This is a genomic window from Shinella kummerowiae, assembly GCF_009827055.1.
In the GTDB taxonomy this organism is placed as follows: Bacteria; Pseudomonadota; Alphaproteobacteria; order Rhizobiales; family Rhizobiaceae; genus Shinella; species Shinella kummerowiae.
In genome coordinates this window covers 53,614-66,369 of the sequence record NZ_WUMK01000007.1, presented here as the reverse complement: position 1 = coordinate 66,369, position 12,756 = coordinate 53,614, and the positions used below count along the sequence as shown (strand labels likewise).

At 64.1% G+C, this 12,756-nt stretch carries 13 protein-coding genes; 9 read left to right on the top strand and 4 right to left on the bottom strand.

The features are described from left to right. Nucleotides 1-238: 238 nt before the first annotated feature. Nucleotides 239-1,258 carry a substrate-binding domain-containing protein gene (locus GR138_RS18690; protein ID WP_160860780.1) on the top strand — a complete coding sequence of 340 codons (1,020 nt, stop codon included), beginning with the start codon at nt 239-241 and terminating at the stop codon, nt 1,256-1,258. A 20-nt stretch (nt 1,259-1,278) separates the two neighbouring features. On the opposite strand, the gene GR138_RS18685 is transcribed toward GR138_RS18690, so the two are convergent. Continuing rightward, nucleotides 1,279-2,349, bottom strand: coding sequence for a LacI family DNA-binding transcriptional regulator (locus tag GR138_RS18685; RefSeq protein ID WP_160860779.1), 1,071 nt, complete (start codon nt 2,347-2,349; stop codon nt 1,279-1,281). A 175-nt stretch (nt 2,350-2,524) separates the two neighbouring features. Between GR138_RS18685 and GR138_RS18680 the strand changes: the two genes are divergently transcribed. The 4 genes from GR138_RS18680 to GR138_RS18665 all read left to right on the top strand — a co-directional run bounded on the left by GR138_RS18680 (nt 2,525) and on the right by GR138_RS18665 (nt 7,149). Further along, complete coding sequence (locus tag GR138_RS18680) at nt 2,525-3,505, top strand: ABC transporter substrate-binding protein (RefSeq protein WP_160860778.1); 981 nt, start codon at nt 2,525-2,527, stop codon at nt 3,503-3,505. A 133-nt stretch (nt 3,506-3,638) separates the two neighbouring features. Next, nucleotides 3,639-5,147: a sugar ABC transporter ATP-binding protein gene (locus GR138_RS18675; RefSeq protein WP_160860777.1), complete on the top strand. Its 1,509-nt coding sequence runs from the start codon at nt 3,639-3,641 to the stop codon at nt 5,145-5,147. Beyond that, nucleotides 5,144-6,154 carry an ABC transporter permease gene (locus GR138_RS18670; protein WP_160860776.1) on the top strand — a complete coding sequence of 337 codons (1,011 nt, stop codon included), beginning with the start codon at nt 5,144-5,146 and terminating at the stop codon, nt 6,152-6,154. The genes GR138_RS18675 and GR138_RS18670 overlap by 4 nt, the downstream gene beginning before the upstream one ends. A gap of 11 nt (nt 6,155-6,165) precedes the next feature. After that, a complete protein-coding gene (locus tag GR138_RS18665; protein WP_160860775.1) occupies nt 6,166-7,149 on the top strand; it encodes an ABC transporter permease in 984 nt (327 codons plus the stop codon). An 82-nt stretch (nt 7,150-7,231) separates the two neighbouring features. Here GR138_RS18665 and GR138_RS18660 read toward each other — a convergent pair whose 3' ends face one another. Next, on the bottom strand, nt 7,232-7,612 hold the full coding sequence (locus GR138_RS18660) for a sensor histidine kinase (protein WP_338091117.1): 381 nt from the start codon (nt 7,610-7,612) through the stop codon (nt 7,232-7,234). Here GR138_RS18660 and GR138_RS18655 point away from each other — a divergent pair. The 3 genes from GR138_RS18655 to GR138_RS18645 are packed head-to-tail and all read left to right on the top strand — an operon-like array spanning nt 7,611 to nt 9,314. Then, nucleotides 7,611-7,985 (top strand): COG4315 family predicted lipoprotein, encoded by a 375-nt coding sequence (locus GR138_RS18655; RefSeq protein WP_160860773.1) that lies wholly within the window; start codon nt 7,611-7,613, stop codon nt 7,983-7,985. The two genes, GR138_RS18660 and GR138_RS18655, sit on opposite strands and share 2 nt — an antisense overlap. Further along, nucleotides 7,969-8,535 carry an RNA polymerase sigma factor gene (locus GR138_RS18650; protein ID WP_160860772.1) on the top strand — a complete coding sequence of 189 codons (567 nt, stop codon included), beginning with the start codon at nt 7,969-7,971 and terminating at the stop codon, nt 8,533-8,535. The genes GR138_RS18655 and GR138_RS18650 overlap by 17 nt, the downstream gene beginning before the upstream one ends. Then, on the top strand, nt 8,532-9,314 hold the full coding sequence (locus tag GR138_RS18645) for an anti-sigma factor family protein (protein WP_160860771.1): 783 nt from the start codon (nt 8,532-8,534) through the stop codon (nt 9,312-9,314). Before GR138_RS18650 ends, GR138_RS18645 begins: the two co-directional genes overlap by 4 nt. A gap of 20 nt (nt 9,315-9,334) precedes the next feature. Here the strand turns inward: GR138_RS18645 and GR138_RS18640 are convergent, their stop codons facing one another. Together GR138_RS18640 and oiaX are read right to left on the bottom strand one after the other, a co-directional pair. Continuing rightward, nucleotides 9,335-10,630 (bottom strand): four-carbon acid sugar kinase family protein, encoded by a 1,296-nt coding sequence (locus GR138_RS18640; RefSeq protein WP_160860770.1) that lies wholly within the window; start codon nt 10,628-10,630, stop codon nt 9,335-9,337. A gap of 3 nt (nt 10,631-10,633) precedes the next feature. After that, nucleotides 10,634-11,890 (bottom strand): 3-oxo-isoapionate-4-phosphate decarboxylase OiaX, encoded by a 1,257-nt coding sequence (gene oiaX, locus GR138_RS18635; protein ID WP_160860769.1) that lies wholly within the window; start codon nt 11,888-11,890, stop codon nt 10,634-10,636. A 148-nt stretch (nt 11,891-12,038) separates the two neighbouring features. On the opposite strand from oiaX, the gene GR138_RS18630 reads away from it, so the two are divergent. Then, entirely contained in the window at nt 12,039-12,755 is a 717-nt protein-coding gene (locus tag GR138_RS18630) for a transcriptional regulator NanR (protein ID WP_160860768.1), read from the top strand. Nucleotide 12,756 lies beyond the last annotated feature (1 nt).

The following is a 12,756-nucleotide window of genomic DNA, read 5'->3' as shown; positions in this document are numbered from 1 at the left end:
CCTCAAGCCGCCAAGGGCGACAGAACCGACGCCTTCCGGGCGCCGAAGCGCGCAGACCATCGTTCGCTGCGGCGATGCCGCAACGTCCGGTTCGTCGATGCTCCGTCTGACTCCTCCCTTGGGTCAGCCTTGCTGTTCAGGCAACTTCATCGATGGAGCATGCTTGCTCAATCGATGAAGCAAGAATTGCCACCAAACCCCATTGGTGTCAAGGTGGCCCTCGAAACGGAGATGAAATGTGAATCGGACGACGCAGACGAAACGCACGACGATCTACGATCTGGCGGAACTGGCGGGCACGTCAGCGAGCGCGGTCAGCGCCGTCCTGAACGGCAACTGGAAGAAACGCCGGATCAGCGCCAAACTCGCCGAGAAGATCACGAAACTCGCCGAAGAGCAGGGTTATGCGCTGAACATGCAGGCGAGCGTGCTGCGTCGCGACCGCTCGAAAATCATTGGCATGATCGTGCCGAAATACGACAACCGCTACTTCGGCTCTATCGTCGAGCAGTTCGAGGCGCTGGCGCGTGCGCGCGGCCTCTTCCCGATCATCACCTGCACGATGCGCGATCCGGCGCTGGAACTGGAAGCGGCGCGCGCCATGCTGTCCTACCAGGTCGATTGCCTGGTCGCGACCGGCGCCACGGACCCCGACCGTGTCATGGATCTGTGCGCCGCCGCCGGCGTGCGCACCATCAACCTCGACCTGCCCGGCTCCCATGCACCCTCCGTCATCTCCGACAATTACGGTGGCGCGCTGGAGCTGACGCGGCGCGTGCTTGCCAATTGCGAGAAGGAATACGGCGAAAAGACACCCCTGCTCTTCGTCGGCGGCCGCGGCACGGATCACAACACGATGGAGCGTGTGCGCGGCTTTCGCGACGCCCATGCCGAAGCCGGCGTCACGGTGGATGAGGCGCTGGTGCAGACCTGCGGCTACGCCCCAGAAAAGGCGGAAAACGCCATGCGGCAACTGGCGGAGCGGACGAGCGACCTGCCGCGCGGCATGTTCGTCAACTCGACGATTTCACTGGAAGGCGTGATGCGCTGGATCCGCCGATCCGGCCACTATGCCGACCGGGTGCCGCAGCTCGGCTGTTTCGACTGGGATCCGTTCGTCGCCATGCTGGGTGATCACATCGAGATGGTGCGGCAGGATGTGCCGAAAATGCTGGACGCCGTGTTCGGCATCATCGATTCCGGCGCCACGGACATCACGGTGGTGCAGATCCCGCCGATCGTCGAGAAGATCGGCTAGGAGAACGCACTGCCCAATCTTCAGGCCCGCGGCTTGGCCGTGGAAGTGCGCACGACGAGCGGGCCGTCGATCTTGAAGGTCATCGCCCGGGTCTGCTTGCCGTGCACGGCCATGTCGATAAGGATTTCCGCCGCCTTCTGGCCCATCTCATAGTTCGGCAGAACCAGCGTCGAGAGCGGCGGGTGGGTGTAGCGCGCCAATTCCTGGTCGTCATAGCCCATCACCGAAAGCTCGTCCGGCACGCGCAGCCCCTTCTCCTGGGCGGCCTCCATCACGCCGATCGCCATCAGGTCGTTGCCGCACAGGATGGCGGTCGGCGGATTGGGCATGGAGAGAAGCTCAAGCCCTGCCTCGTAACCGCGCAACGGCAACCAGTCTCCGTCCCGCACAAGGCTTTCGTCGAAGGCGATGTCGGCGGTGGCGAGCGCCTGCTTGTAACCCTTGAGGCGGTCGATCGCGGCATCCATCCACGGCTCGCCGTTGATGAAGCCGATCCGTTTGTGACCAAGCGAGGTCAGGTGCGCCGTCGCCGCAAAACCACCCGCCACCTCGCCCGGCACGATCGCCACCTGCTGGCGCGGTTCCGCGTAGCAGTTGAGCAGCACGGTGGGCAGGGATTTCAGCTCCGGCGGCATATGCACCTTGCGGGTGAAGATGGTCGCGTAGATGACGCCGATAATCGACGGATCGCGCAGCACCGAGCGCAGCACCGCCTGTTCGAGGTCCGGATTGGAACGCGTCGCATGCGCCGAAACCAGAAAACCCTGCTCGAAGGCGTAGTCGCGAATGCCATCCAGGCTGACAACGGGGTGGGGACTGGTCGAGATCTCGTCGACGATGAAGGCGATCGTGTCTCTTTCCACCACGGGGGTCGCCGCGACCGTCGCGCGGATCGCTGGCAGTTTATAACCGATTTTATGAGCAGCCTCGCGCACCTTCTGCTGCGTTTCCGGCGAGATGCGCGAGCCGGACATCTCATTGAGCACGAGCGATACGCTGGATTGGGAAACGCCGGCAATGCGGGCGATGTCCGTCATCGTCGGGCGCCCGCTGCCCTCTTTGTCCGAATTGCGCCCGTTTCCCCTGGCCATGCACTGTTCCTCGCCCCTCGGCGTGCTTTGCACCGCACGCGGATTTTTTGCAAGTGCTCATAATTTTGGCTCTTGACTGCTAATATTATTAGCGCAAGATTTGCGCATGTGAAGCACAAAATGCTCACGTCCGGGAGAGGAGCACCGGCCAAGACTCTGGGAGGAGAACCCGCTCATGACCATGATTTCCCGTCGCACCTTCATGCTTGCGGCAACGGCCGTCGGCGCGCTTGCCGTGGCAGGCGTTGCGATCGCCGAAGTGCCGAAGCTGACGCAGAAGGACACCTACAAGGTCGGCTTCGCGCAGACCGAATCCAACAATCCCTGGCGCATCGCCCAGACGAACAGCATGAAGGCCGAGGCTGAAAAACTCGGCTTCCAGCTCGTCTATACCGATGCCGCCGGCTCGGCCGCCAAGCAGGTCGCCGATGTCAACGCGATGATCGCGCAGGGCGTCGACGTCATCTTTCTGGCGCCGCGCGAAGAAAAGCCGCTGATCCCCGCCGTCATGGCCGCCAAGAAGGCGGGCATTCCGGTGATCCTGCTCGACCGCTCGGTCGACCCCTCGCTCGCCAAAGCCGGCGAGGACTATCTCACCTTCATCGGCTCGAACTTCGTCGAGGAGGGGAAGCGCGTCGCCGAATGGCTGGCGAAGAACGCCAATGGCAAGTCGAAGATCATCGAGCTGGAAGGCACGACCGGCTCTTCTCCTGCCAACGACCGCAAGAAGGGCTTTGACGAAGCCATCCAGGCGGCCGGCGGCTTCGAGATCGTCGCTTCGCAGACCGGCGACTTCGCCCGCGACAAGGGCCGCCAGGTGGCTGAAGCCCTGCTTCAGGCCCATCCGGATGCGGACATCATCTACGCCCACAACGACGAAATGGCGATGGGTGCCATCGCAGCGCTCGAAGCGGCCGGCAAGGTGCCGGGCAAGGACGTGCTCGTGCTCTCCATCGACGGCGGCAAGGAAGCCGTGCAGGCGGTGGTCGACGGCAAGATCGCGGCGGTCGTCGAGTGCAACCCGCGTTTCGGGCCAAAGGCATTCGAAACCATGCTGCGCTACGCCAAGGGCGAGGCCATCGACCCGATCCTCGTGAACGAGGACAAGTTCTACGACGCATCCAACGCTGCGGCAGAACTCGCCAACGCTTACTGATCGCATCTCCCAAGCACCTCGCGGCCGGGACGGCACCACCGTCTCGGCCGTTCTTTGAACGTGCCTGACCTTTGGTTCGTTCAGGTGTAGGCTGGTAGGGCCCGTCCCGGAGGGCGGATAGAGGAGGACCCCGATGCTTCTGTCCATGCAGGGCATTTCCAAGGCGTTTGCCGGCGTCGCGGCGCTGAAATCCGCCGCACTCGAGGTCGAACCGGCGGAAGTCATGGCGCTCGTCGGCCAGAACGGTGCGGGAAAATCGACGCTGATCAAGATCCTGACCGGCGTCTACCGCCGCGACGAAGGCAGCGTCGCCTTCGATGGCAAGGCGGTGGATTTCACCATGCCCGCCGAGGCGCAGGCCGCAGGCATCGCGACGATCTACCAGGAAATCAACCTCGCTCCGCAGCGCTCCGTGGCAGAAAACATCTATCTCTCGCGGGAGCCGAAACGCTTCGGCCTGATCGACCAGACCGCCATGCGGCGCGGCGCCGAGGCCGTGCTGAAAACGTTCAATCTCGACATCGACGTCGAGTGGCCCGTCGCGCATTTCGATGCGGCGACCCGGCAGATGGTCGCCATCGCCCGCGCCGTCACGCAAAATGCCCGCCTCATCATCATGGACGAACCGACCTCGTCGCTCGACGAGCGCGAGGTCGCAGTGCTGTTCGAGACGATCCGCACGCTGAAGCGCTCCGGCGTCGCCGTCATCTTCATCGGTCATCGGCTCGACGAGCTTTATGCCATCTGCGACCGCGTGACGATCATGCGGGACGGCCAGACAGTTGCGAAAAGCCCGATGACGGAGATGCCGAAAATGGCGCTGGTGCGCCACATGCTCGGCAAGGAGCTCGCTGCCTTTCAGGCCATGGCGCCGGACGAGGACGTGCCCGACCGGCCGCTCCGCCTCGCCGTCGAGAATGCCGGCGCGGGCGTGCGGGTACGCGATGTCAGCCTTGACGTGCGCGAAGGCGAAATTTCCGGCCTTGCGGGCCTGCTTGGCTCCGGCCGAACGGAGACCGCCCGTCTCATCTTCGGCGCCGACGCGATGCAGCGCGGCACGATCCGCATGGAGGGCCGGGAGAGGACCTATCACGAGCCGGCGGACGCGATGGCAGACGGTATCGGCCTTGTTTCCGAGGACCGCAAGATCGATGGCATCGTGCCGGATATGAGCATCCGCGAGAACATGACACTGGCGCTCCTGCCAAAGCTGAAGAAGGCCGGCATCGTCGACCGTATCAGGCAGGACGAGATTGTCACGCGCTATATCCGCGCGCTCGGTGTCAAATGCGCCTCGCCTGACCAGCCGATCAAGGAGCTTTCCGGCGGCAACCAGCAGAAAGTCCTGCTCGCCCGCTGGCTCGCCACCGACCCGCGCGTCCTCATCATCGACGAGCCGACCCGCGGCATCGACATCGGCGCCAAATCGGAAATCCTCAAGTTGCTGCGCAGCCTCGCCGACGCGGGATTGAGCGTCCTGATGATCTCCTCCGAACTGGAAGAGCTGCTCGCTGTCGCCGACCGCGTCACGGTGCTCAGCGACGGCACCTCGGTGGCGACGCTGCCACGCAAGGATCTCAGCGAGGCGGCGCTGCTTTCCGCCATGGCCCATCAGGCAGGCCCATCGGGTGATTTGGCATGACGACGATCGAAACCCCTGCCCCGCAACAATCCGGCACGCTCTCGTCCGGTAGCCGGCTTTTCAGGCTGGCGAGCCGCTACGGCACCTTCGTCGCCTTCCTGGCGCTGATCGCCTTCAACATCGCGGTGACGCCACACTTCCTGTCCTGGCAGACACTCAACGTGAACCTCACGCAGGTCGCCACCATCGTCATCGTCGCGACCGGCATGACGCTTGTCATCGCCACCGGCGGCATCGACCTCTCCGTCGGCTCGCTGATGGCGATTTCCGGGGCGCTGGCACCGATGATCTTCATGGGCCAGCTCTGGCCGGTGGAGAACATGGCGTTCGCCGTGACGCTCGCCTTCCTGTTTCCCGTTGTCGTCGCCGGCCTGTTCGGCCTTTTCAACGGCCTTCTCGTCACCCGTTTCTCCATCCAGCCAATCATCGCCACGCTCGTGCTGTTCATCGCTGGCCGCGGCATCGCGCAGGTCATGACCAACGGCAACCTCCAGGTCTTCAAGAACGAGGGCTTCCAGTTTATCGCCATGGGCCGTATCGCCGGGGTTCCGGCGCAGGTCGTGCTCATGATCATGATCGTTGCGCTGGCCGCCGCGATGATCCGCTACACGGTCATCGGCCGCCAGCTCATCGCCGTCGGCGGCAACGAAAAGGCCGCGCGACTGACCGGCATACCGGTAAAGCGCGTCAAAATGCTCGTCTACATGATCAGCGGCGCGCTCGCCGGTGTTGCCGGCCTTGTCGTGGTCGCGCGCAATTCCGCGAGCGACGCCAATCTCGTCGGCCTCGGCATGGAACTCGACGCCATCGCCGCCGTCGCGGTTGGCGGAACGCTCTTGACGGGTGGCAGGGCCAACATCATCGGCACTGTACTCGGCGCCTTCGTCATCCAGCTCGTGCGCTACACGCTGCTTGCCAATGGCGTGCCGGATGCGGCCGCCCTCATCGTCAAGGCGGGGCTGATCGTGCTCGCCGTCTTCATCCAGCAACGCGCCGACAGGCGTTGAGGAGACCAACCATGCACACGCTCCTCCGCCCCTTCGCCATCAAGTCGTCCGTCGATCTCGCCCGCCTCGGGGTGATCCTCGCCCTTCTCGGCCTCATCCTCTTCGGGGCGTTGCGCTACGACAACTTCGTGTCGTCCTACAACATCCTCAGTTTCCTGCGCTACAACTCGATGTTCGCACTGATCGCGCTCGGCATGGCCTTCGTCATCATCACCGGCGGCATCGACCTTTCGGTGGGCGGCACGGCGGCGATGGCAAGCGTGGTTGCGGCGCTGTTTTCGCCCTCGCATTGGGCGGCGGGGCTGCTTGCCGGCATGGCGGCTGGCCTGGCCGTCGGCGCGCTCAACGCCTTCATCATCACGAAGATGCGCATCCAGCCCTTCATCGCCACGCTCGCGACCATGCTCGCCGCCTATGGCACGGGCCTGCTGCTCGCCGACAACCAGTCGGTTTCCGTCTCCTACGACACCGGCTTCACCATCATCGGTCAGGACGATTTCCTCGGCTTCCCCATCCCGGCCTGGATCGCGCTCGCCGCCTATATCCTCGGTTGGCTGGTGCTGGAAAAACTGCCCATCGGCCGCCATATCCTCGCGATCGGCGACGGCGAGGCGACGGCGGGCCTGATGGGGCTCAAGGTCGAGCGTACGCTCGCCGCCGTCTATATCGCCTCCGGCACGCTTGCCGGCCTTGCCGGCGTCATGCTTGCCTCGCAGTTCGGCGCCGGCCAGCCGACCGAGGGCGTCGGCTGGGAACTCTTCGCCATCGCCTCGGTGGTGGTGGGCGGCACGCTTTTGACCGGTGGCTCGGGCTCGGTCGGCGCCACGCTTGCCGGCGCGCTGCTGCTCGCCATGGTCTTCAACATCCTGAACTTCGAAAACGGCCTCGGCTGGATCTCCCTCTCCGCCTACTGGCAGTCCGTCATCCGCGGCGCCTTCCTGCTCGTCGTGGTCGTGCTGCAGGCCAAGCTGATGACGCGGCACCGGAGCACCTGAAAACCGAAACGCCCGCCGGAAGGCAGACGCATTGGAGCCGACGACGTCATCCATGCATCGTGGATACCGCGATGCTGCTCCCTCACGGTGCTGTCTTGCCAGCCCTTGCGTTTTCCAAAGCGGGCATGCGCACAACGATACGCGTTCCGCACTTCTTCACTGCCGGGCTTTCGGCGTGAAATCTCCCGCCCATCGCGTCGATGAAACCGCGGGCGGTGGACAGGCCAAGACCGGGGCCCGACGAACGCCCTTCCGGCTTGCCCCGCCGGTAGAACTTTTCAAAGACGCGATCGATTTCCGCCGGCGGAATGCTCTTGCCGAGGTCGGTCACCGAAATGATCACCTCCTGCTTGTCGCACGGCCGTTGCCGTTTTTTTTGAAGCAAGGGCGGAATAAATCCACCGGCTTCGGTGTCTTGGCATGGGCGGCTGGAAAAGCCGTCGTAACGACAGGAGACGACCATGAAGTTTCTCATCCTTGTGCCATTCGCCGTTGCCGCCTTGGCAGGCACCGCCTTCGCCGCCGAACCCTTCACGACCGTCAAGACCGACAAGGGCGAGGTGCTTGCCGGCGAAAAGGGCATGACCCTCTATACCTTCAAGAAGGACGAGGCCGGCACCTCCAACTGCTACGACAAATGCGCCACGAACTGGCCGCCGGCAATCGCCGCTTCCGATGCGATGGCGGAGGGTGCATATTCGCTCGTCACCCGCAAGGACGGGGCGAAACAATGGGCCAAGGACGGCATGCCGCTTTACTACTGGATCAAGGACATGAAGGAAGGCGATACGACCGGCGATGGCGTGAACGGCGTCTGGGATGTCGCGAAGCCCTGACCCGCACGGGACCGGCGAGGGCGGCGGACGGGAAGGCCACGCCTCCCCGCCCCCGTCCTTCGATGCCGAAATCCTGGCGCTCCTGCCGCAGCTCCGGCGCTATTCGCGCAGTCTGACGCGTTCGGATGCCGATAGCGAGGACCTGTTGCAGGACTGCGTCGAAAAGGCGCTCACCCACAGGGCGCAATGGCGCGGCGCGAATATCCGTTCCTGGGCCTACCGGATCATGACCAACCTGCATCTCAACACCCGCCGCGCCCTCGCGCGGCGCCCCTCCCTCGGCATCGAGGCAGCGGAAACCACCGCGGCGCCCATCGCCGTATCGGATCCGCTGGAACGCAACCGGCTCGTCCAGGCGCTCGAAATCCTGCCGAAGGAAGCGCGCGCCGTGCTGATGCTTGTCGCCGTGGAGGGCCATTCCTACCAGGAGGTCGCCGACATCATGGAAATCCCCATCGGCACCGTCATGTCGCGCCTGTCGCGCGCCCGCCAGATGCTGCGGCAGACGCTGCAGGAGGAAAACGTCATTCACCTGCGGAGCCCCCGATGAGCGAGCGCCGACCCGTTTCCGAAGCGGACCTGCACGCCTATGCCGACGGCTTCCTCGACGAGGCCGACCGCAAGCGTGTGGAAGACCATCTCGCCGAAAATCCCGAAGCGGCCCGCATGATGAGCGACTTGCAGGCCCAGAATGAAGGCCTTCGGAACGCCTTCGCCCCCTACTCCGTTTCGCGCGCCTCGGATGCGCAACTCGTCGCTGGCCCGTCGACCACTGCGAAATCGGCCATGCCACGCCGGCTAACCATGGCGGCCGCGGCGGCGTTCATTTTCGCGCTTGGCGGTCTTGCCGGCCATTTCATCCCGATGGCCTTTGAGAAGGCACCGACCCTGACGGCCATGGACGCGCTGCCGCAGGAGGCAAGCAATGCCTATCTGATCTATGCCAGCGAGGTCCGCCATCCGGTCGAGGTTTTTGCCGACCAGGAGGCGCATCTCGCAAAGTGGCTCGGAAAGCGCCTCGACATCGCCGACCTCAAGGTGCCGAACCTGCAATCGGTCGGCTTCAAGCTGGTCGGTGGCCGCCTTCTGCCGGTGGCGGACAAGCCCGGCGCGATGTTCATGTTCGAAAACGAGGCCGGGCGTCGGGTCACGGTCCTTGTCGGCCGCAACGGGGAGAACCGGACGACGAGCTTCCGCTTCGCCTCCACCGGCGGCGTCGAGACCTTCTATTGGATCGACGGCGACCTCGGCTATGCGGTAACAGGCGACATTCCCCGCACGCTTCTCCAGCAGATCGCCGAAGAATGCTACCGGCAGTTTCCGAGCTAGGTTCAGCCGGCGCGACCGGGTCAGGCGCGCCCGGCCCGGATCATCGAAAAATAGTCGTCGCCGCCGACCTGGCCGCCTTTCAGCGCGATCTGCAAACCGTCCAGCGCACCGCCATGCGCGATGCAGAGCGGCGAGCCCGGTGTCTGCGGCAGCGGCATTTTCAGCGTCAGCGCCGCAATGCCCATCTCGCCGAGCGCATGGCTGGACGTGTCCCCGCCTGCCACCACAGCGCGGGAAAGGCCGGCGCGTGCGACGAGTTCGCGCTGGATGCCACCAAGCGCCCGGCCAAGGCGGTGGCGGGCGGAGCCGTCGAGTTCACCACCGCGATCCGCCGAGGGACCGAGTGCCGTATACAGCAGGACGCTGCGCCCGCTTTCCAGCACCTTGAGACCATCCTCGACCGCCGCGGCAATCGCTGCCGCTCCGCTGTCGCCGGACAGCAGTAGCGGATCGAGCGTTACGCCGCCAAAGCCATCGTCGAGCGCATGGCGGATCTGCCGTTCCGTCGTGGGTGAAACGCTGCCCGAGACGACGGCGATGCGATCCACCGCACCCGCCTCGGCAAAGGCCGGTTTTTCCCCGATCAGGCCCTCGGCACGCCATGCCGGGATCAGGGCATATTCCACGCCGGAAGAGCCACAGACGAAGCGGCTTTTTCCCCGCAGACCGTTCCAGAGCAATGCGCCGGCGGCGGCCTGTGTCGCCGCGTCGAGCACGTCGATCAGCAGGATATCGGCCGCCTCCGGTTCCGGCCGACCGGACAGGGCAACCATGTCGACAAGCGCGGACGACAGCGTCGTCTGCCGCGCGAGATGCATCAGCAGATTGGCCTCATCCATCGGCGTGACCGGATGGCGCGACATCACGGGATGGCGGTCGATCCGATAGTTGCGGCCCTGGTAGGCGGCAAAAAGGTCGCCGAATGCCGTGTAGCGACGGATCTGCGGTGCACCGACGATCAACGGCACCGTCGCCTCGCCGAGGACCGCCCGCCCGATCTCGATGGCCCGGCCAATGTTGCCGATATGCGGCGCGGAATCGAAGGTGGAGCAGACCTTGTAGTGGCAAAGCTCGGCATCCAACGCTTTCAACCAGTCGAAAGCCGCGCGAAGATGCACATCCATCCATTGCGGCGTCTCGCTGCGGCTGGTGCCGGCAAGACCGAACGCGCGTGCGCCTGAAAACCGCGACAACAGTGCGTCATCGGGCACTTTCAGGAACAGGACGGTTTCCACCCCGTTCGAGGCGAGCGCCTCCATCACATCGGTCGAGCCGGTGAAATCGTCGCCATAGTAGCTGATCAGGGGGCGCGTCATGGCTCAGGCCGCCTTGCCATCGGCAAATTTGTCGATGGATTGCGCAAGTTCGGCATGGTCCTTCGCATAGGTCTCGAGCGGAATGCCTGCAACCGACGCCTCCCAGGCCTGTTTGACCGCTTTCACGCCGGCACCCGGCCCACCGGGATGGCTGACGATGCCGCCGCCGCAGAGATAGAGCAGGTCCGTCGAGCCGCCCGTTGCCGCAATCGTATCAGGCGCCTGCCCGCCCCACTGGCCGGAACCGATCACCGGCAGCGCGACATCCCCTTCAAAGAACAGCGGCGTGGTAACTGCCTTGTAGGAGCGCACGAAGCTCTCGTCCGGCTCCCAGTATTTCACGCGGATGCCATTGATCTGGAACTGGTCGATGCCAAGCAGGCGCCAGAACTGCTGCCAGACCGAGAACTCGAAACCAAGGCCAGCATGACGCGTCAAGATATCCCAGCCATTGCGATGGGCATGCAGCACGAGGCTGGAGCGCTTGCGCAGGAAGGAGATGCCGCCAAAGCCAATCGAGTTGATGTTGACGACCGCGCAATTGCCGCCCGCCGCGGCCACCAGGTCGTGGTTGCGCATCATCTCGTCCGGGTCGGCATGGCTGATGCCGAAGGCGTACATCACCTTCTTGCCGGTCTTCTGCTCATGGTCGAGGATTTTCGGCATGATCGCCGCCACCCGCTCCTTGAGCGGCGAATAGGCCGGGCTCATCAGCTTTTCGTCATCCTTGATGAAATCGACGCCCGCCGCGATCAGTTCGCCGACCATCTCCGCCGTCTCGTGCGGCCGCAGACCCAGCGCCGGCTTGACGATGGTGCCGATGATCGGGCGGTCCTTCACACCCGTCAGCGCGAAACTGCCCGGCACGCCGAACTGCGGGCCCGGATGGGCGGCGGCAAAGTCCTGCGGCAGCTTCATGTCGACGATGCGGATGCCCGTCATGCCCTTGATGGAGAAGACGCCGCCGATCGCGATGGTCATCAGCGCGGAAAGATCGGTGCCAACGGCATCGATCGGGAATTCGATATCGACATCCGCCCGATTGAAGTGCGTCGCACCACCCGCCTCGTCCGGAAATGAGGCACGATCGGTCGATGGCAGATGGCGGATCGCAACCACACGCGCCGCCACCCGCGCCTTCAACTCTTCCGTCTCCCCCGGCAAGGCCACGAAGGTGCCGGTCGACTGGTCGCTGGCGATCTTCGTCGCCATCGCTTCCACCGAGCCGGGCGTCTCTATCCGATAGGTCAGACGGATCACGGTTTTTCCTCCCGGGCGTAGGCACGCGCTTGTTTGCTGTCGTCAACTGGTATAATGAGTATTTATGTTATTGCAAGCCGATTGCTGCGAAAGCTGTTGCGGCGAACCGACTTGGTGCATATTCCAACCTGTCGAAACCAGGTGATCCATGAACGTCGTCTCCGAACCCATCGTCCGCAAAAAACTCTCCGACGAAGTCTTCGCGCGCCTGAAGCACATGATCGAAACCGGCGAGTTGAAGGCGGGCGACGACATGCCGTCCGAACGCGAACTCATGGAGCGTTACGGCGTCGGCCGCCCGGCGATCCGCGAGGCGATGCAGGCGCTCGCCGGCAAGGGCCTTGTCGAGATTTCGCAGGGCGAACGCGCCAAGGTGCTGCGCATCACTGCCGAATCCATTTTCCGGCAGGTCGATCTGCCGGCCAAGATGATGCTCTCTGGCTCCTCCGATTCGCTGGAACACCTGAAGAGCGCCCGTATCTTCTTCGAACGCGGCATGATCCGGGAAGCGGCCGCCAGGGCGACGCCGGAGCACATTACGCAACTCAACGCCCTGCTCGACAAGCAGAGGCAGAGCCTTAGCGATGCGGACGCCTTCATCGAGGCCGACATGGAGTTCCACCAGTATATCGCGCAGATCTCCGGCAATCCGATCTTCGCGGCGGTCAGCGGTGCGATGCTGGGCTGGCTGAAATCCTACCATACGGAAATGCTCATCTGGACGGGCCGCGAAAACTTTACGCTCGCCGAACACGAGGAAATCATCCGCACGATCGAGAACGGCAATGCGGACCTCGCGGAAAAGGCGATGATCAAACATCTCGAACGCTCCCGCGCGCTCTACGCCATCAAGGAGCGCACGTAAG

Bases quoted from the DNA above. Each gene is read 5' to 3' on its own strand.
- GR138_RS18630 (WP_160860768.1), top strand. From the start codon at position 12,039: ATGAACGTCGTCTCCGAACCCATCGTCCGCAAAAAACTCTCCGACGAA.
- GR138_RS18675 (WP_160860777.1), top strand. From the start codon at position 3,639: ATGCTTCTGTCCATGCAGGGCATTTCCAAGGCGTTTGCCGGCGTCGCG.
- GR138_RS18645 (WP_160860771.1), top strand. From the start codon at position 8,532: ATGAGCGAGCGCCGACCCGTTTCCGAAGCGGACCTGCACGCCTATGCC.
- GR138_RS18650 (WP_160860772.1), top strand. From the start codon at position 7,969: ATGTCGCGAAGCCCTGACCCGCACGGGACCGGCGAGGGCGGCGGACGG.
- GR138_RS18660 (WP_338091117.1), bottom strand. From the start codon at position 7,612: ATGGTCGTCTCCTGTCGTTACGACGGCTTTTCCAGCCGCCCATGCCAA.
- GR138_RS18655 (WP_160860773.1), top strand. From the start codon at position 7,611: ATGAAGTTTCTCATCCTTGTGCCATTCGCCGTTGCCGCCTTGGCAGGC.
- GR138_RS18665 (WP_160860775.1), top strand. From the start codon at position 6,166: ATGCACACGCTCCTCCGCCCCTTCGCCATCAAGTCGTCCGTCGATCTC.
- GR138_RS18640 (WP_160860770.1), bottom strand. From the start codon at position 10,630: ATGACGCGCCCCCTGATCAGCTACTATGGCGACGATTTCACCGGCTCG.
- GR138_RS18670 (WP_160860776.1), top strand. From the start codon at position 5,144: ATGACGACGATCGAAACCCCTGCCCCGCAACAATCCGGCACGCTCTCG.
- GR138_RS18680 (WP_160860778.1), top strand. From the start codon at position 2,525: ATGACCATGATTTCCCGTCGCACCTTCATGCTTGCGGCAACGGCCGTC.
- GR138_RS18685 (WP_160860779.1), bottom strand. From the start codon at position 2,349: ATGGCCAGGGGAAACGGGCGCAATTCGGACAAAGAGGGCAGCGGGCGC.